This is a genomic window from Streptomyces sp. A2-16, from assembly GCF_018128905.1.
GTDB lineage: Bacteria > Actinomycetota > Actinomycetes > Streptomycetales > Streptomycetaceae > Streptomyces.
Map to the genome: position 1 here is coordinate 9,405,453 of NZ_CP063808.1, position 17,741 is coordinate 9,423,193.

Here is a 17,741-nt window from a genome sequence, read left to right on the forward strand (position 1 = left end):
GCGGAGCAATGGTGCGTATCGAAAGGCATCGGGTCGGCGAGGCGGCCGTTTCGGCGGTGCGGAAGGACTTCGCGAACAGGATCGGTTCGCAGGTCCACTCCATGTCCAAGGCCGGCCCGGTGACGGCGTGGGAGTGGTGGCTGATCGCCCAGGAGTTCGTCGAGTATCTCGGCGCGCTCTCGGTGGAGAGCCCCGGCGACGGCACCGCTCAGCGGCGCAGGGTCATCGTGTCGTCCGGCAGTTTCCGCAGGATCATCGTGTCCTCCGGGAGCGGGCCCAGCAGGCGGGCGTAGGAGCCCCGGCGGGCCACCAGTTCGGCGTGTGTACCCGCCTCCACCAGGCGTCCGCCGTCCACGACCAGGATCCGGTCCGCGTCCGGGGCCAGGCTCAGATCGTGGGTGATCATGATGGTCGTACGGCCCGACATCAGGCGGCGCAGGGGCTGCACCACCTGGCGCGCGGCGACCGAGTCGAGGCCTGCGGTGGGTTCGTCGAGGACGAGGACGGGCGCGGCCCGCAGCATCGCGCGGGCGATGGTGATCCGCTTGAGCTGGCCGCCCGACAGGGCCGCCGCGCCGGGGGCGATCTCGGTGTCGTAGCCCTCGGGGAGGGCCTCGATGAAGTCGTGGGCCGCGGCCGCGCGGGCCGCCTGCTCGATCTCCCCGTCGCTCGCGCCCGGCCGGCCGGTCCCGATGTTCTCGCGGATCGTGCCGTTGAGGATCAGCGTCTCCTGGGGCAGCAGGGCGATCTGCTCGCGCAGGAACTCCAGGCCCATGTGCGGGAGCGGGACGCCGTCCAGGGTGATCACGCCCGCGGCGGGGTCGTAGAAGCGCGTGAGGAGCTTGGACAGGGTCGACTTGCCGGCGCCGCTCGGGCCCGTGATGATCACCAGTTCGCCGGGGGCGGCCGAGAAGGAGACGTCGGTGAGGGAGTCCCTGAGGGCGTTCGGGTAGCGGAAGTGCACGCCGTGGAAGCCGACCCAGCCGCGGACCGGCCAGACCGGGACGGGTTCGGCCGGGTCGCCGACCGACGGTTTCGCGTCCAGGATCTCGTTCAGGCGCTGGGCGCCCGCGGTGGCCGCCGTGAGGGTCAGGCCGAGCCGGCCGAGGTTGCGGACCGGCGGGTACAGGTAGCCGATGAAGGCGGCGAAGGCGAGGAGCTGACCGAGGGTCATGCGGTCGGCCGAGATCTCCCACACGCCCAGACCGATCACGGCGAGGACGCAGAGCGTCTCGACGACCTCGACGAACTGCTCGTACATCTCACTCAGCCGGGCGCCCCGGACACTGGCCCTCATCCAGGCGCGGGCCTCGCGGTCCAGGCGCCTCTCCTCGTCGCGACGGCGGTTGTACGCCTGGGTCAGCACGACATTGCCCAGCGACTCCTCCACCACGGAGGTGATCGCGCCGTCCGCGACCCGCTCGTCCCGGGAGGCCTCCTTGATGCGGCCGGAGAAGCGTCGGGCGGCGAACAGGAACAGGGGTGCGAGGACGAAGGTGGCCAGGGCCAGGTCCCAGCGCAGGTACAGGGCGGCCGCCGAGTAGAAGACGGCCGAGAACGCGGCGGCGACCGTGCCGACGACACCGGACACGACCATCTGCTCGATCGCCTCGACGTCACCGGTGAGGCGTTCGACCAGGTCGCCCTGGCGGTGCTGCTGGAAGAAGTGCGGGGGCAGGTCCTGGATGTGCCGGAAGACCTTCGCGCGCAGTCTGAGGACGAATCTCTCCGCGGTCCAGGTCGCGAGCGAGTTGCCGAAGTAGCCGACGAGCGCGCCGAGTGCGGCCACGGCGAGCCAGGCGCCGGCCGGGCCCCAGAAGGCGGAGAGCGAACCGGCCTTCAGGGCGGTGTCGGTGAGTTCCGCGAACAGCAGGATCGCGGCGGTCTCGGCCAGCGCGGACACCACCACGCACGCGACGATCGCCGCCAGCCACCTGCGGTCGCCGCGGGTCAGCGGCCAGAAACGGCGGAAGGCCTCGCGGACTTCCCTCATGACGACTCCTTCGGGTACGGCGGTCCCGGGCGGCGGGGACGGCCGAGGCGGGGCCCCCGGCGCGAGACGTGCTCGCCGGCCGGTGACCCCGCCTCGTGGCGTGCCGTCTCAGCCCTGGTGGGCGACCGGGCGGCGCTTCGGCGCGTGCTTCTTCGGCGGGGCCTTCTTGGGCGCCGGAGCGGGCTTACGGGTCTTCTTCACCGGGGCGATCTTGTGGAAGCTCATGTCTGCATCCTTCTCCGTCCTGGTTCTGCAACAGTTCCTCTACCGATCTGCTGCAATACCATTTGAATTACCTGGCTTTACTTAAGGGAATTGAACATCAGCCCTTGTGGGCGATCGGGCGACGCTTCGGAGCAGCCTTCTTCGCGGGCTTCTTGTGCGGCTCCAAGGCGGGCTTGGGGGCCTTCTTGACGGGGGCGATCTTGTGGAAGCTCATCGTGCTCTCCTTTGCGTTTGTGTCGTTCGCTTTCGACATGGAAAACACTACGGCACTCCTGCGGTCAAAAAAGCCATTCCGCCTTAGACCTCAATAAGACTGGATGTGCATAACCTGAGAATCGAAAGGCTGACACAGAATTTAAGGGCGGACATCTACGGACCGACCGCCAGTCCGGAGCCCTCGACGCGCACCCTGATGCCGTCCTTCGCCACGCGCACGTCCCGCAGGCGCAGTTCGCCGCTGGGCGGCTCGGGCAACTGGAAGCCGAGGGAGAGCCGGTCGGCGAGGACCGGGCGGGTCAGGCGGGAGAGCGCGCCGAGCAGCGCCGGGTCCAGGCCCAGACGGTCCAGGAGTTCGGGGTGGGCCAGGGCGAGGTCGAGAAGGTTCAGGCGCATGGCCTGCCGGACGAACTCCGGGCGGCCGGTCAGCCGGGACAGCGCGGTGTCGGACCGCTGCGCCTCGCGCACGGTGGCGTCGGGCACGCCCAGCGCGCGCACGACGGACGGCACCGCCAGCACGGCCCGGGCCTTGCGCGTCTCGCGCGAGAGGGCGGCGGCGGACTCCCGGGTCAGATGCAGGCCCTCCGAGGCACGCGTGCCCGGCCGGTAGGTCGCCAGGTCCCCGATGTCCAGGCGCATCCCGCCGATCCGGGTGTCGACACCCCGTTCGCCGTCGCGTGCCACGCGTACGTCGGCCCGCAGCCGCAGATCGTGCCCGGCGACCGGGAGGGTGCCGCGCACGGCGACCCGGTCACGGCCGGCTCCCCTGAACGTCACCTGGGACGCGCCGAGTTCACGGTTCATGTCGGCGAAGGAGAGCAGGACGTCACCGTGCAGCTCGGGAACGCGGGCCCCGCGCACGGAGGTCGGCCCGTCACCGTCGAGCCGTATGTCATGAGCTGTCGCCGAGACCGCGGCCAGGGTGACCCGGTCGGCGGCCACGTCCGGGACGGTCACCTTCACCGACTCCAGGTGCCTGCCCACGAGTTGGGGGAGGAAGGGGAAGCCGCCGATCTCCACCTCGGGCGCCGCGCTCAGCCGAAGCCGGTCCTTGAGGGTGTCCGCGGCCCTGTGCTCGGCGTAGAGGACGGCCCAGCGGTCGGCGAGGGTGAGGAAGGCGGCGAGCGTCAGCAGCGCGGCGACCGTCCTCAGCGCGAGACGGCCCCGCCGAGGGCGCCGGCGACTGCGGCGGTGGTTCGGCGGGGCCGGCTGTTCAGGCTCTTCGTAGGAGTACGGGTGGGGATGCGCAGGTATGGGATGGGGGGAACGCATCGATCCATCCGATCATGCGTACGCCCCCCACCCGCAACCCGTGCAGGGACTCTGCGACTCAGCTCACGGTCTACTGAACGATCGTGATCCGGTTCGCCACCGGCGGCGCGATCGGGGCGGCCGCCGACGAGTTGGCCGTCAGGTACGCCACCAGCGCGGCGAGGTCGTCGCCGCCGACGAGGTCGTTCGTGCCCTGGCCCAGGGTGGTGAAGCCGTCGCCGCCGCCCGCGAGGAAGCTGTTGGTCGCGACGCGGTAGGTGGCCGCCGGGTCGACGGCCGTGCCGTTCAGCTTCACGGAGTCGAGGACGATCCGCTCCGCGCCGGTCTTCGTCAGGTCCAGCGTGTAGGTGAGGTTCGCCGACGGCTGCAGGATCTTCGGCGAGGCCGTGTTCGACCCGCTCACCTGCTCCTGGAGCACCTTGAGCAGCTGGGCCCCGGTGAAGTTCTGGAGGTTCACGGTGTTGGAGAAGGGCTGCACGGTGAAGCCCTCGGCGTAGGTGACCACGCCGTCGCCCTCGGTCCCCTTGGCCGCGTAGGTCAGGCCCGCCCGGACTCCGCCCGGGTTCATCAGCGCGAGGTCGGTGTCGGGGTCGAGCCCCTTGCCGTAGGCGAGTTGGGCGTCGGCGATCAGGTCGCCCATCGGCGACTCGGTGCCGGTGCTCGGGACGTCGGCGGAGATCCAGCCGACCGGACGGTTGCCGATGGGCGCCGCGAGGGTGTTCCACTTGCTGATCAGCTCGGTCATGTCGGGCGCCTTGGGGACGGTCCGGGTGACCACGTGGTTCGCCGACTTCACGGCCGTGCGGGCGATGTCGCCGGTGAAGCGGTCGTACGTCAGCGTCGTGTCCGTGTAGAGGCGGCCGAAGGAGGCGGCCGAGGTGACCATGCGGGGCTTGCCCGAGGGGTCGGGGATCGTGCAGACGTACGCGGCGTGCGTGTGGCCGGTGACCAGTGCGTCGACCGACGGGGAGATGTTCTTCGCGATGTCCACGATCGGGCCGGAGATGCCGTCACCGGCGCCCGGGGAGTCGCAGTTGTAGTTGTAGGAGCCGGAGGCGGGCTGGCCGCCCTCGTGGATGAGGGCCACGATCGACTTCACGCCCTGCTTCTGGAGCACCCGGGCGTACTTGTTGATCGTCTCGACCTCGTCCTTGAACTTCAGGCCCTTGACGCCCTCGGCGGAGACGACACCCGGGGTGTCCTCCAGGGTGACGCCGATGAAGCCGACCTTGACGTCCTTCTTCTTCCACACCCAGTAGGGCTTGAGGATCGGCCTGCCGGTCTTCTCGTCCAGGACGTTGGCGGCGAGGTAGGGGAAGTCGGCGCCCGTGAACTTCTGGTCGGTGTAGCAGCCGGCGGTGGGGTGACAGCCGCCGTTCTGCAGCCGGGCCAGTTCCTTCGCGCCCTCGTCGAACTCGTGGTTGCCGACGGACGTGACGTCCAGGTCGAGCTTGTTGAGCGCCTCGATGGTGGGCTCGTCGTGGAAGAGACCCGAGATGAGCGGGGAGGCGCCGACCATGTCACCACCGGCGGCGGTGACGGAGTAGGCGTTGCCCTTGCGGGCCTCACGCAGATGGGTGGCGAGGTACTCGACGCCCCCCGCGTCGATGGTCTTCGTCGTCCCGTCGGCCTGGAGCTCGGTGACCCGGCCGGAGGAGCCGGACGGCGGCTCCAGGTTGCCGTGCAGGTCGTTGAAGGACAGCAGCTGGACGTCCTGGTAGCGGCTCGGCAGCGGCTTGCCGTGCTTGTTGTCGTGCGCGCCGGCGGGCAGTGCGGCGGCGAGGGCTCCGACGGTGGCGAGACCGGCGGCGGCCGCGACCAGACGGTACGTACGACGTCTGCGACGGCCGGCGTCCGACCGGTACGCCTGGTCCGACTGGGATATGGCTGGCATACGCCCCCCTGTGTTCCGGATGTGAGAGTGGCCCCCGTTCCGGCGCAGCCTAGGGTCAACGCGCGTAGCGCGACAGGGGTTTCGTGGTTACATCCTGGTTGCTTCTTTGCCGCCGCTTTGCCGGGACCTCCCCTTACCCTCGTAGCCATGACCAGCGACGACAGCGCACGCCCCGGCATCTCCCGCTCCCTCGAGACCCTTTCGGCGCTCTCACCGGACCAGACCGAGGCCGTCCTCGGACTCCTCACCGAGGCCGCGCGCGAGGACGGCCGGCAGGCAGTGTCCGAACAGGGCCGGTTGCAGCTGCGGGGCGGTGCCCGCGAGGGCGTCTCCCACCTGCTCCTTTCCGTGGCGGACGAACTGGTGGGCTACGCCCAGCTGGAGGACACCGACCCGGTGGAGGCACCGGCGGCGGAGCTGGTCGTCCACCCCGCCCACCGCGGACACGGCCACGGCCGGGCCCTGGGTTCGGCGCTCCTGGCCGCCTCCGGCAAGCGGCTGCGGGTGTGGGCCCACGGCGGCCACAGCGCCGCCCGCCATCTCGCCCAGGTCCTCGGCCTCACCCTCTTCCGTGAGCTACGGCAGATGCGGCGCCCCCTGTCCGGCCTTGAGCTGCCCGACCCGGTGCTCCCCGCGGACATCACGGTCCGCACCTTCGTCCCCGGCGAGGACGACGCCGACTGGCTCGCGGTGAACGCGGCCGCCTTCGCCCACCACCCCGAGCAGGGCTCGCTGACCCAGCGCGACCTGGACGACCGCAAGGCCCAGCCCTGGTTCGACCCGGCGGGCTTCTTCCTGGCCTTCCGGGAGGGCGAGTTGGTCGGCTTCCACTGGACCAAGGTGCACGCGGAGGAACAGCTCGGCGAGGTCTACGTCCTCGGCGTCCGCCCCGGCACCCAGGGCGGCGGCCTCGGCAAGGCCCTGACGACGATCGGTCTGCGCCACCTCGCCGCACAGGGTCTGCCGACGGCCATGCTCTACGTCGACGCCGACAACAAGGCGGCGGTGTCGGTCTACGAACGGCTCGGCTTCACGACGTACGAGACGGATCTGATGTACCGCACGGAGACGTGAGACCGGTGAACCTGAGCGCACTCGTCGCGCTGGTCCTCGCCGACCTGTCGGCCGGAACCTCCGCGAGGCCGACGGTGTCGTACTCCCCCCTCGACGAGGGCATGGTCGAGGTGCTCCTCACGGACGACGACGGCATGGGGGTCGGCTTCGGGGTCCAGCCGGACCGGTCCGAGGCCGACGTGCTGTGCGCGCTCGCCGACCGGATCCCGGACGCCTTCGTCGAGTTGTACGCCGTCGGCCTGCCCCTCGTCCCCGGCACCCGGCGCCCCGCCCGGGCGGACGTGGTGGACGGGGTCGCGCTCTGGACGGACCCGGCGGGCGGCCCGTGGTCCTGCCCGGTGGGCCGGTACGGCGAGACCGTACGGCCCCACGGCGGGCCGTAGCCCGGGACGCCGTACCGCCCGGGCCGCCGGTCCACTCGGGGAGGGCACAGTACGTCGAGCCCCCGCGCCGCCCGCGCCGCCCGTCAGGGCGCCGGTCGTGGCCTGAGACTCCGCACCGGTTCCAGCGCGCAGGCCGCCGCCAGCAGGAGCGCGCCGACCAGTACCGCGGTCCAGCGCTGGTGGGCCGCCTCCCAGGCGGGGTCTCCGACCTGGACGAACAGGTCCCAGCGGGCAGGGAGCAGGAGGGGGGCGAGGAGGGCGACGGTGAGCAGGGCCGCCGCCACCGACGGGCCGGGCTGCGGCTCGTCGGTGCAGCGCACCGCGAGCGTCGCGGCGGCCAGGCCGAGGGCGGCCGTGGCCGCGGCCTCCAGGGTGATCGCACCCACCGGGGGGCGGGCCCCGGCCGGCAGGAGGTGCAGCGCGGCCGTCCACCACAGCGCGGCGACCGGCGCCACCAGCGCGACCCGCAGTCCCGTCCGGACCCAGCGCCGGGTGGGGACGGGGGTGGTGAGCTGCCGGGCCGGGTCGTCCAGGAGGAAGGCCAGGCCCAGGGCGAAGACGAGCGCGGCCCCCCGGAGCAGGGCGAGACCGAGCCACGCGTCCACCGTCACGGACAGCAGCCGCGGCAGACCCGCCACCAGCAGTCCCACGGCCGCCCCGGCGCCGACCGCCCGCCAGGGCAGGGTCCGTGCCACGGCCACCACCAACGCCCCGCTCACGCCCGGCACCCGCGGCCTGCCGTGCCCCGCCCCGGTGTCCCCGTCACTCGTCCGCACAGTCCTTCGCCCCCTTCGGCACCTCGGTCCCCAGCACCCGCGCCACCTGGGCCGTCGAGACCCCCGACGCGGTCAGCTCGGTCCAGTGCCGCTTGACCGACGCCGTCACCTCGGCGCGCGGCCGTTGCAGCAACTCCCTTACGACATCGGTCTGTCCGGCCGACATCGACAGCCCGCTGGTCGGGGCGAGGACGTACGCCGACCCGGTCACGCTGTCGTCGAGGCGGACGTTGGCGAGGTCGGCCATCGGGTCGGGGTCCCGGCCCAGGGCCAGCCACATCGCGGTGACCACCCGCCCGTCGCACAGTTCGCTGCCCTTCGACTCGTCACCGGCGACCAGCACATAGGCGACGGCGACCGCGAACTCGGGGACCCGGTTGCCGCCCCAGCGGGAGCCGACGGTCACCTGGTTGGGCGCGGTGAGCGGTTCGATCGCCGCGTCACCGTCCAGCCCGTAACGGGCATCGATCCGCTGCCGTACGAGCAGGGACTGCCCGGCGGCCGTACCGCCGGCCAGGGCCCGGACGCGGTCCACGACGCCGGCCCACTCGCCCGCCCGGCCGGTCCACTCGGGGAAGGCGCAGTACGTCGAGCCCCCGCGCCGCACGCACGACTGTTCCTGCTGCGGGGAGACCGTGGCCCGCTCGCGCGCGGCCGTCAACTCCGGTGACACACCCCCGGACTGGCCCACCGCGCCGGTCAGGGTCAGCGCCAGCGCGCCCGCGGTCCCGGCCCTCAGGTACAGCGTGCGGCCACCGCTCACCAGCACCGCGCCGAGCGCCAGGAGCAGGATCAGACCCGTCAGATACAGCGCGTGCCAGGCCGCCGGGCGGCCGATGAGGTCCGAGGGGAGCACCGTGTTGTTGCTGGTCTCCTCCACGACCGGCGACAGCCACCGCGACCACTGCGCGTCGGCGGTGCCCGCGGAGATGAACACGCTGAGGACGAAGAGCGCGATCACGCCGAACGGTGCCGCGAACGTGGACGGGACCAGCCGGGCGAGCAGCACCCCGAGCGAACCGCACAGCAGCACGTACAGGGGGCCGACGGCCAGTTCGGCGAGTGAGCCGTGGCCCACCGCGCCGGGCCTGAGGGCCTGCCAGGTGAACTCGCCGAGCACGACCAGCGTGGTGACGACGGCGAAGGGCACCACCGACAGCACATGGGCGACCGTCCGCCGCCACGGCTCCATGACCAGCACGTCGAACTGCCGGTCGGTACCGCGCTTGCGGGAGCGCAGCGTGCAGCGGTTGACGCACACGAACAGGGCGACCCCCAGCAGCAGGGGCCCGCTCTGGGTGTGGCGGTCGGCGTTCTGGAGGGCCGGGAAGGCGTCCATGCCCTCCTTCGAGTCGAACAGCGTCCAGGCGGTGTAGCCGACGTACAGCACGAGAGTCACCAGCACCGGGATGTACCGCAGCAGGTCGCGTGCCTCGAAGCGGGCGAGGGCGAACACGGCGGCCCACGACCGCCGTGGTGCGTCCTCGTGCACGGCGGCGGACTCGGCCACCGTCTGTGTGGTCAGGCTCATGCCGCTGCCGCCTTCGCGTCCACGCCGTCCAGGGTGAGCAGGTAGCCGTCCTCCAGGGTGGGTTCGAGGAGTTCGGCACCGGCGGGCGGGTCGCCGACGTTGCGGAAGGAGCCGGTGCCGGTGCGCCAGCCCGCCTTGGCGCCGGGGGCGCGTTCCGTGCTGCTCCAGACCCGGCCGGCCGCGCGGGCCATGAGCTCGGCGGGGGTGCCCTCGAAGAGGATGCGGCCGCGGGCCATGACGAGCACGCGGTGACAGAGCATCGCCACGTCCTCGGTCTGGTGGGTGGACAGCAGCACGGTCCGGCCCTCTCCGGCCTGCGCGATCAACTCCCGGAAGCGCATGCGCTGTTCGGGGTCGAGGCCGACGGTCGGCTCGTCGAGGACGAGGAACCCGGGGTCGCCGACGAGGGCGGCGGCCAGTGCGACCCGCTGCCGCATCCCGCCGGACAGCTTCTTGATGCGCCTGGCGCGTACGTCCCCGAGGTCGACCTCCTCCAGCACGCGCCGCACCTCGCGGTGCCGGGCGGTGCGGTCGGTGAGCTCCTTGAGGATCGCCACGTAGTCGACGAACTCGAAGGCGCTGAAGTCCGGGTGGAAGCCCGGGGTCTGCGGCAGATAGCCGAGCGAGCGGCGGACCTCCTGGCGGCCGCGCGAGGTGCCCGGGTCGTGGCCGAGGACGGTGAAGGTGCCCCGGTCGGCGGGCACGGCGGTGGCGAGCACCCTGAGCAGGGTGGTCTTTCCGGCCCCGTTGGGCCCGAGCAGCCCGGTCACGCCCGGCGTCAGCCGCAGCGACACGTCGTCGAGGGCGCGGGTGCCGCCATAGCGGAGATGGAGCCCGGAGGCGAGGACGGCGGCGGTCATGCGGCGCTCCCGTTGAAGAGGTCGAAGCGGTCACGGAGGAGGAAGAGCAGCCCGGTGGCGAGCGCGGCGACGGCTCCGGCGATGCCCTGCCCGGCCGCGGTGAACGGCGCGAGCGGGTCGGCGGCCGTGTGCTGCACGGTCTGCGCGGCCAGCAGTACGGCGACCCAGGCGCCGCCGACCAGGGACGGTCCGAGGACCGGTCCGAGTCGCGGGGTCAGGGCGAGGCCGGTCCCGGTGAGGGCGAGCGCGGGCAGCAGCCAGGCCAGGGCGCGCAGGCCGTAGCCGGGCAGGGCGAGGGTGGCGAGCCCGTTGAGGCCGAGGCCCGCGACCAGCACGGCGATCGTGCGGATCATCAGCAGCCGGAAGCCGTGGGTGGGCGCGACGACGGCCATCTCGTACGTCGGGTCCAGCGCCGGGCCGTAGGACAGTGCCACGCCGGCCAGGGGCAGCAGCGGGGCGAGGGCGAGGAACAGGGTCGGCGACTCGGTGGTGTGCACCGCGCCGACGGTCGCCAGCAGCAGGAACACCACGGACGCCAGCCAGGAGCGCCTGAGCACCGGCGTGGCCGCGAGCAGCCGCGCGGTGTGGTCGGCGATCCCGACCCGGGTCAGCAGCGACTCGAACCACCCCGGCCGGGGCGCGTCCAGCTCCGCGTCCAACCGCTCCCAGGCGGCGTCCAGCGCCACCGGGTCGGTGACACCGGCCAGCAGCCCCCGGCACTCGGCGCAGGCGGCGAGATGGGTGTCGGCGGACCAGAGCAGGGGGGCGGCCAACTCGCCCCGGGCATAAGCCCGCAGATCCTCTTCGGCCACATGCCACGTCATGCCGCCACCTCCTCCACTCGCACCCACACCACACGTTGCGCCCGACTCTGCGGACAGCTCAGGGGTCGACCCTGCGACCGGCTCAGCTGTCGGTCCTGCGACCGGCATTGCTGTCGGTCCTGCGATCCGCCCTGCGACCGGCTTTGCGGACGGTCCTGGCGACGGTCCTGCCACCCGCTTTGCGGAGCGCCCTGCGGCCGGTCCTGCGATCCGCCCGGCGATCGGTCTCGCAACCGGTCGGGCGATCCGTACGACGTCCAGCCCCGCAGCCGATCCAGCGATCCACCCCGCGGGCGACTCCGCCCCCGGCGACGCGACCCGTCCCTCGATCCGTCCTGCGATCCGTCCAGCGCCCCGCTCTTCAGCCGGTCCGACGTCCGGCCGCCCTGTGGGCAGCCCCGCGTCCGGCCGTCCCGGTGGGCTGGACCTCCCTCTCCCGCCGACGCTCGCGCCGCGGTCTGACCCTGTCGTTCGTTCGGATTCATGCGAGGGCCTCCCTCAGCTGCTTGCGGGCGCGCATCGCGCGGGTCTTGACCGTGCCGGGCGGGATGCCCAGCAGGACGGCGGCCTCGCGGGTGGTCAGGCCGTCGATGACCGTGGCCTGGAGGACCGCCCGCAGTTCCGGCGACAGCCGGACGAGGGCGCCCGCGAGGTCCCCGTGCTCCACCCCCGCGAGCACGCGTTCCTCCGCGGACGCCTCGTCCCGGTGCCGCAGCCGGGACAGGGCCTGCCTGAGCCGCCCCCGCGCCCCGTCACCGCGCAGCGCGTCGATCAGCCGCCGCGAACCGATCCGCCACAGCCACCCGGCCACGTCACCTTCCTCGCGATAGCGCGCGGTGCCCCGCCACACCGCGAGGAACGTCTCCTGCACGACGTCGTCGACCAGGCCCGGATCCGCGCACCGGCCGCGCAGCCGGGCCGACAGCCAGGGCGCGTACCGCCGGTACAGCTCCTCGAAGGCGCGCCGGTCCCCGTCCGCGGCGATGGCCCGCAGCAGATCTCCGTCGCTTCTCGTTTCCCTCACGCTCCCTCATCGAACGAGCCCGGCCGACCGGTTCATCCAGCGACAAAGAAATCACGCTTGACTTTCCGGACCCCCTTCCATCACCCTTTCACTACTCAATTAGTGAAAGGGTGGTTGTCCGCGTGGTCGAGTACCGCATCGACCGGCGCTCCGGCGTCGCCACCTACATGCAGATCGTCCAGCAGACCAAGCAGGCCCTCCGGCTGGGCCTCATCGAACCCGGCGACAAGCTCCCCACGGCCCGCGAGGTCGTGGAGGCCACCGCCATCAATCCGAACACCGTGCTCAAGGCGTACCGCGAACTGGAGCGGGAGGGCCTGGTCGAGGCCCGCCGCGGCCTCGGCACCTTCGTCCGCAGGACGCTCGGCACCGCCGTCCAGGCCGCCGACACCCCCCTGCGTGCCGAGCTCGAGGACTGGGCCGCACGCGCCCGGTCCGCGGGCCTGGGGCGCGAGGACGTCGACGCGTTCTTCACCGCCGTACTCGACGAGCATTTCCCGAAGGGGGACCAGTGAGTTCCACCAGCACCACCCCGGCCGTCGCCCTGGAGGCGTCCGGCCTGGGCAAGCGGTACGGCAGGCGGGCCGCGGCCCTCGACGGCTGCTCCTTCCGGCTGCCCGCGGGCCGCATCAGCGCGCTGGTCGGCCCCAACGGCGCCGGAAAGTCCACCCTCCTCGCGATAGCCGCGGGACTGCTGCGACCCACCTCCGGCACGCTCACCGTCCTCGGCCAGGGGCCGGGCGAGGCCCGCGACCGGATCGCCTACCTCGCCCAGAACAAGCCGCTGTACCCCCAGCTGACCATCACCGAGACCCTGCGCATGGGCGCCGAGCTCAACCCGGCCCGCTGGGACGCCGACCGCGCCTCACGGATCGTGGAGCAGGGCGGCCTTGACCCGAAGGCCCGCATCCGCGGCCTCTCCGGCGGCCAGCGCACCCGCGTCGCCCTCGCCCTGGCGCTCGGCAAGCGCCCCGATCTGATGCTCCTCGACGAGCCGATGGCCGACCTCGACCCGCTCGCCCGGCACGAGCTGATGGGCACCCTGATGGCGGACACCGCCGAACGCGGCACCACGGTGCTGATCTCCTCGCACATCGTCGCCGAGCTCGCCGACGCCTGTGACCACCTGCTGCTCCTGGGCGGCGGCCGGGTCCGGCTCGGCGGCGGCATCGACGACCTGCTCGCCGCGCACACCCTGGTGACCGGCCGCGGCACCCCCGCCGACCTGGCCCCGCACACGGTGGTCGAGTCCCGCACCGCGGGCCGCGGCCTGACCGCCCTGATCCGCCGCGACGGCCCCGTCGGCGAGGGCTGGGCGACCGAGGAGCCCTCGCTGGAAGAGCTGCTGCTGGCCCACCTGCGCGCCCCCGACGCCCCCGCCCTGCTCACCCCGGGCACCACCGCGGCCCCCGAGGCGGTGACGGCATGAGCACCACGACCCTCGAAAAGGCACCGCGGGCGGCCGTCCGACGGACCCCGCGCGGCCCGGTCCCCACCGTCCTGCGCCTGCACCGCACCGCCCTGTGGATCTGGCTCACCTTCGTGGCCGGCACCACGGGTCTGCTGCTCTGGCTGCACGGCCCCGGCGCCGACGTCGCACAGCGCGCGCTCGACACCTACGGCTACTCCGGGCTCATCATGGCCAGGGGCTCGGCGGACGAGTACAGCAGCTGGTTCTACTACCCCGACACCCTGCTCACCCTGGGCTCCTTCGCCATCGCCCTGTTCGCCGGCGGCCCGCTGATCGCCCGCGAACTGGAGAGCGGCACCGCACAGCTCGCCTGGACCCAGTCGGTCTCCCCGGCCCGCTGGCTCGCCGCCAAGCTCGCCGTGCCCGCGGCCTTCATCGTCCTCGGCACCTGCCTGCTCACCGCGGTGTACCGGCAGCTGTGGTCCGCCCACAGCAATCTGCTGATCGCCGGCATCGGACCGCGCTCCCTCTACTTCTCCCTCGGCCCGGCCACCGTGGCCGCGCCGCTGCTCGGCCTCGCCCTCGGCGTCCTCGTCGGCCTCGCCGTCCGCCGCACCCTGCCCGCGCTCGCCTTCAGCGGCTTCGCGTACTTCCTGGTCTACGCCTTCCGCGGCAACCACTGGCCCTTCCAAGGCCGCTACCAGCAGCCCGAGCTGCACTCCCGCAGCTGGGCCATCACCTCCGGCGGCGCCAGGATCCAGGACCCGGGCTGCTACGACGACAAGGCCTGCATCGCGCAGCACGACATCGTCCGCTTCTCCCGCGAGTACCTGCCGTCCTCCGACTACTGGCCCCGCCAGCTCCTGGAGACCGGTGTCCTGCTCGCCCTCACCGCCCTGGCCGTCGCCCTCGCGTTCGGGGTCCTGCGCAGGCGGGCCGCCGGATGAGCGCGCCGGCCGTGCTGCCCTGGGGGCTCACCCGGACCGTGCTGCGGCTGCACCGCACGGCGCTGATCGTGTGGGGCGTCTTCGTCCTCGCCTCGGTCGGCTGCCTGGTCTGGCTGACCGAGGTCACCGCCGACTCGGTCCACGCGACTCTGGCCGCCTGCCGCGACGACGGCCCGGGCCTGTGCGGCATCGGGGCCTGGCGCGACTATTCCGAGCCCATGGGCTGGATCAGTACGTTCATGTACTACAGCTTCTGGGCCGTGGCCGCCTGGGCGGGCGGCGCGCTCACCGGCCGCGAGCTGGAGAGCGGCACGGCCCGGCTCGCCTGGTCGCAGTCGGTCTCCCCGGCCCGCTGGCTCACCGCCAAGCTCGCCCTGCCCGCGGCCGCGCTCGTCCTCGGCGGCGCCGTGTTCGTGGCGGTCTACCGCTGGGCCTGGTCGGCGCACCGGGACCTGCGGGGCGACAGCCTGCTCTTCAACGACGTGTTCGCCGACCACGGCCCCCTGGTGGTGTCCTACGGCCTGTGCGCGCTCATGGTCGGCGCCCTCACCGGCCTGCTGCTGGGCCGCCCGCTGCCCGCCCTGGCGATCTCCGTGGCCGTGATGACGGTCCTGAACCAGTTCCTGGAAGCCCGCCGCCCCGACTCACTGCCCGCCTCCGGCTTCTGGTCCGCGCACCTCACGGAGACCGCCGTCGTCCTCACGGCCGCCGCCCTCGCCTGCGCCGCGGCCTTCCGGGTACTGCGCCACCGCACCGTCTGACGGGCCGCACGCCCCTCGGCAGGAGAGGGCGTGCGGCCCGGGTCGCCTGCGCACCGGCCCCCGGACCGCGGCGGTGGACGCCCGGGAGCCGTTCCGCGATATCCCGAACGCCATGTCGCCGTAACCATTGGTTCAGACGGGCTTGCGACGCTCACCGAATGAAGCCCGCCGTGCCAGAGCCCGCGCCGCCGCCCGAGGGGTCCACGGGGAACGAGGACGCCCCGGCCGTCCCAAAGGTCGCCGTCGTGCTCCCGCTCGCTGCATCCGACGCGCCCGTTTCGCTCCTGGCGCGGAAGAATGGGTCCATGAGCCAGTCGAACACCCAGGCAGAGGTCCAGCACGTGCAGCCCTCCGTGGGCTCCATAGCCGCGCACCGCCCGCACACCGTGTCGGCCACCGTCTCCGATCTGGAACCCGACCTCGACGCCGATCTCGACGCGTACGAGGAGATCCCGGTCGACGGCGCCGCCCAGCTCCCCCAGGGTCGTTTCCTCGACCGGGAGCGCAGCTGGCTCGCGTTCAACGAACGCGTCCTGGAACTCGCCGAGGACCCGAACACGCCCATGCTGGAGCGTGCGAACTTCCTCGCGATCTTCGCCAGCAACCTGGACGAGTTCTTCATGGTCCGGGTGGCCGGACTGAAACGCCGTATCGCCACGGGCGTCGCCACCCGCTCCGCCTCCGGCCTTCAGCCGCGCGAGGTCCTGGAGATGATCTGGGCCCGCTCCCGCGAGCTGATGGCCCGGCACGCCGCCTGCTACCACGAGGACGTCGCCCCCGCACTCGCGGAGGAGGGCATCCACCTGGTCCGCTGGAACGAACTCCAGGAGAAGGAGCAGGCCCGCCTCTTCACCCTGTTCCGGCACCAGATCTTCCCGGTCCTGACCCCCCTCGCGGTCGACCCGGCGCACCCCTTCCCGTACATCTCCGGCCTGTCGCTGAACCTGGCCGTCATCGTGCGCAACCCGGTCAACGGCAACCGCCACTTCGCCCGGGTCAAGGTCCCGCCGCTGCTGTCCCGCTTCCTGGAGTCCTCCCCCGGCCGCTACGTCCCCATCGAGGACGTCATCGCCGCCCACCTGGAGGAGCTGTTCCCGGGCATGGAGGTGCTGGAGCACCACACCTTCCGGGTCACCCGCAACGAGGACCTGGAGGTCGAGGAGGACGACGCCGAGAACCTCCTCCAGGCCCTGGAGAAGGAGCTCATGCGGCGCCGCTTCGGGCCGCCGGTGCGTCTGGAGGTCGAGGAGTCCATCGACCGCGAGGTGCTCGACCTGCTGGTGCGCGAGCTGAAGATCTCCGAGGCGGAGGTCTACCCGCTGCCCGGCCCGCTCGACCTCACCGGTCTCTTCCGCATCGCCGGTCTGGACCGTCCCGAGCTGAAGTACCGCAAGTTCGTCGCCGGCGTCCACCGCGACCTGGCCGAGGTCGAGTCGGCGTCCGCGCCGGACATCTTCGCCGCCCTGCGCACCCGTGACGTCCTGCTGCACCACCCCTACGACAGCTTCTCGACGTCCGTCCAGGCCTTCCTCCAGCAGGCGGCCGACGACCCGGACGTCCTCGCCATCAAGCAGACCCTGTACCGCACTTCGGGCGACTCCCCCATCGTCGACGCCCTCATCGACGCCGCCGAGGCCGGCAAGCAGGTCCTCGTCCTGGTCGAGATCAAGGCCCGCTTCGACGAGCACGCCAACATCAAGTGGGCGCGCAAGCTGGAGGAGGCGGGCTGCCATGTGGTCTACGGTCTCGTCGGCCTGAAGACCCACTGCAAGCTGTCCCTGGTGGTCCGTCAGGAAGGCGACACGCTACGGCGGTACAGCCACGTCGGCACCGGCAACTACCACCCGAAGACGGCCCGGCTGTACGAGGACCTGGGCCTGCTCACCGCCGACCCGCAGGTGGGCGCGGACCTCTCCGACCTCTTCAACCGGCTGTCCGGCTACTCCCGCCGCGAGACCTACCGCCGTCTGCTGGTGGCGCCCAAGTCCCTTCGCGACGGACTGATCTCCCGTGTCAACAAGGAAGTCCAGCACCACCGCGCAGGGCGCCCGGCCTTCATCCGCATCAAGGTCAACTCGATGGTGGACGAGGCGCTCATCGACTCGCTCTACCGGGCGTCCCAGGCGGGCGTGCCGGTCGACGTCTGGGTGCGCGGCATCTGCGCGATCCGCCCGGGCGTCGCGGGCATGTCCGAGAACATCCGGGTCCGCTCGATCCTCGGCCGGTTCCTCGAGCACTCCCGGGTCTTCGCCTTCGGCAACGGCGGCGAGCCCGAGGTGTGGATCGGCAGCGCCGACATGATGCACCGCAACCTCGACCGCCGGATAGAGGCACTGGTCCGGGTCACCGACCCGGCCCACCGGGCCGCCCTCAACCGGTTGCTGGAGACCGGCATGTCCGACACCACCGCGTCCTGGCATCTCGGCCCGGACGGCGAATGGACCCGGCACGCCACGGACGCGGACGGCCAGCCCTTGCGCAACGTCCAGGAGATGCTCATAGACGCCCGGAGGCGCCGGCGTGGCACAGCAACACCTTGAACCGACGGAA

16 protein-coding genes are annotated in these 17,741 nt (G+C 72.3%); 8 read left to right on the plus strand and 8 right to left on the minus strand.

What is annotated here, in order from left to right:
- The first annotated feature begins 8 nt into the window (after positions 1 to 8).
- Positions 9 to 293 (plus strand): hypothetical protein, encoded by a 285-nt coding sequence (locus IOD14_RS42235; protein WP_249126208.1) that lies wholly within the window; start codon positions 9 to 11, stop codon positions 291 to 293.
- Here the strand turns inward: IOD14_RS42235 and IOD14_RS42240 are convergent.
- The 3 genes from IOD14_RS42240 to IOD14_RS42250 all read right to left on the minus strand — a co-directional run bounded on the left by IOD14_RS42240 (position 209) and on the right by IOD14_RS42250 (position 5,600).
- A complete protein-coding gene (locus tag IOD14_RS42240; protein ID WP_212673015.1) occupies positions 209 to 1,993 on the minus strand; it encodes an ABC transporter ATP-binding protein in 1,785 nt (594 codons plus the stop codon). The two genes, IOD14_RS42235 and IOD14_RS42240, sit on opposite strands and share 85 nt — an antisense overlap.
- A gap of 594 nt (positions 1,994 to 2,587) precedes the next feature.
- The gene (locus IOD14_RS42245) at positions 2,588 to 3,706 is read right to left on the minus strand and encodes a DUF2993 domain-containing protein (RefSeq protein WP_123990169.1); all 1,119 of its coding nucleotides are present in this window, start codon (positions 3,704 to 3,706) and stop codon (positions 2,588 to 2,590) included.
- A 70-nt stretch (positions 3,707 to 3,776) separates the two neighbouring features.
- On the minus strand, positions 3,777 to 5,600 hold the full coding sequence (locus IOD14_RS42250; protein ID WP_123990170.1) for a bifunctional metallophosphatase/5'-nucleotidase: 1,824 nt from the start codon (positions 5,598 to 5,600) through the stop codon (positions 3,777 to 3,779).
- A 147-nt stretch (positions 5,601 to 5,747) separates the two neighbouring features.
- Between IOD14_RS42250 and mshD the strand changes: the two genes are divergently transcribed.
- Both mshD and IOD14_RS42260 read left to right on the plus strand, forming a co-directional pair.
- Positions 5,748 to 6,674 carry a mycothiol synthase gene (mshD, locus tag IOD14_RS42255; protein WP_212673016.1) on the plus strand — a complete coding sequence of 309 codons (927 nt, stop codon included), beginning with the start codon at positions 5,748 to 5,750 and terminating at the stop codon, positions 6,672 to 6,674.
- Positions 6,671 to 7,057: a hypothetical protein gene (locus IOD14_RS42260; RefSeq protein WP_249126209.1), complete on the plus strand. Its 387-nt coding sequence runs from the start codon at positions 6,671 to 6,673 to the stop codon at positions 7,055 to 7,057. Before mshD ends, IOD14_RS42260 begins: the two co-directional genes overlap by 4 nt.
- A gap of 83 nt (positions 7,058 to 7,140) precedes the next feature.
- On the opposite strand, the gene IOD14_RS42265 is transcribed toward IOD14_RS42260, so the two are convergent.
- The 5 genes from IOD14_RS42265 to IOD14_RS42285 form a co-directional block, all read right to left on the minus strand.
- Positions 7,141 to 7,776 carry an ABC transporter gene (locus IOD14_RS42265; protein WP_249126210.1) on the minus strand — a complete coding sequence of 212 codons (636 nt, stop codon included), beginning with the start codon at positions 7,774 to 7,776 and terminating at the stop codon, positions 7,141 to 7,143.
- A gap of 43 nt (positions 7,777 to 7,819) precedes the next feature.
- Positions 7,820 to 9,364, minus strand: a complete 1,545-nt coding sequence (locus tag IOD14_RS42270) for an ABC transporter permease (protein WP_212673017.1) — start codon at positions 9,362 to 9,364, stop codon at positions 7,820 to 7,822.
- Entirely contained in the window at positions 9,361 to 10,224 is an 864-nt protein-coding gene (locus IOD14_RS42275; protein WP_123990173.1) for an ABC transporter ATP-binding protein, read from the minus strand. Before IOD14_RS42275 ends, IOD14_RS42270 begins: the two co-directional genes overlap by 4 nt.
- On the minus strand, positions 10,221 to 11,048 hold the full coding sequence (locus tag IOD14_RS42280) for a zf-HC2 domain-containing protein (RefSeq protein WP_123990174.1): 828 nt from the start codon (positions 11,046 to 11,048) through the stop codon (positions 10,221 to 10,223). The genes IOD14_RS42275 and IOD14_RS42280 overlap by 4 nt, the downstream gene beginning before the upstream one ends.
- Before the next feature lie 481 nt (positions 11,049 to 11,529).
- Entirely contained in the window at positions 11,530 to 12,072 is a 543-nt protein-coding gene (locus IOD14_RS42285; RefSeq protein ID WP_123990175.1) for an RNA polymerase sigma factor, read from the minus strand.
- 122 nt (positions 12,073 to 12,194) lie between these two features.
- On the opposite strand from IOD14_RS42285, the gene IOD14_RS42290 reads away from it, so the two are divergent.
- From IOD14_RS42290 to IOD14_RS42310, 5 genes are all read left to right on the plus strand, one after another.
- Positions 12,195 to 12,587 carry a GntR family transcriptional regulator gene (locus IOD14_RS42290; RefSeq protein WP_123990176.1) on the plus strand — a complete coding sequence of 131 codons (393 nt, stop codon included), beginning with the start codon at positions 12,195 to 12,197 and terminating at the stop codon, positions 12,585 to 12,587.
- Positions 12,584 to 13,501, plus strand: a complete 918-nt coding sequence (locus tag IOD14_RS42295; RefSeq protein ID WP_123990177.1) for an ABC transporter ATP-binding protein — start codon at positions 12,584 to 12,586, stop codon at positions 13,499 to 13,501. Before IOD14_RS42290 ends, IOD14_RS42295 begins: the two co-directional genes overlap by 4 nt.
- The gene (locus IOD14_RS42300) at positions 13,498 to 14,430 is read left to right on the plus strand and encodes a hypothetical protein (RefSeq protein WP_212673018.1); all 933 of its coding nucleotides are present in this window, start codon (positions 13,498 to 13,500) and stop codon (positions 14,428 to 14,430) included. Before IOD14_RS42295 ends, IOD14_RS42300 begins: the two co-directional genes overlap by 4 nt.
- Positions 14,427 to 15,191, plus strand: a complete 765-nt coding sequence (locus IOD14_RS42305; RefSeq protein ID WP_123990179.1) for a hypothetical protein — start codon at positions 14,427 to 14,429, stop codon at positions 15,189 to 15,191. Before IOD14_RS42300 ends, IOD14_RS42305 begins: the two co-directional genes overlap by 4 nt.
- Before the next feature lie 305 nt (positions 15,192 to 15,496).
- A complete protein-coding gene (locus IOD14_RS42310; RefSeq protein ID WP_123990180.1) occupies positions 15,497 to 17,731 on the plus strand; it encodes an RNA degradosome polyphosphate kinase in 2,235 nt (744 codons plus the stop codon).
- Positions 17,732 to 17,741: the final 10 nt, after the last annotated feature.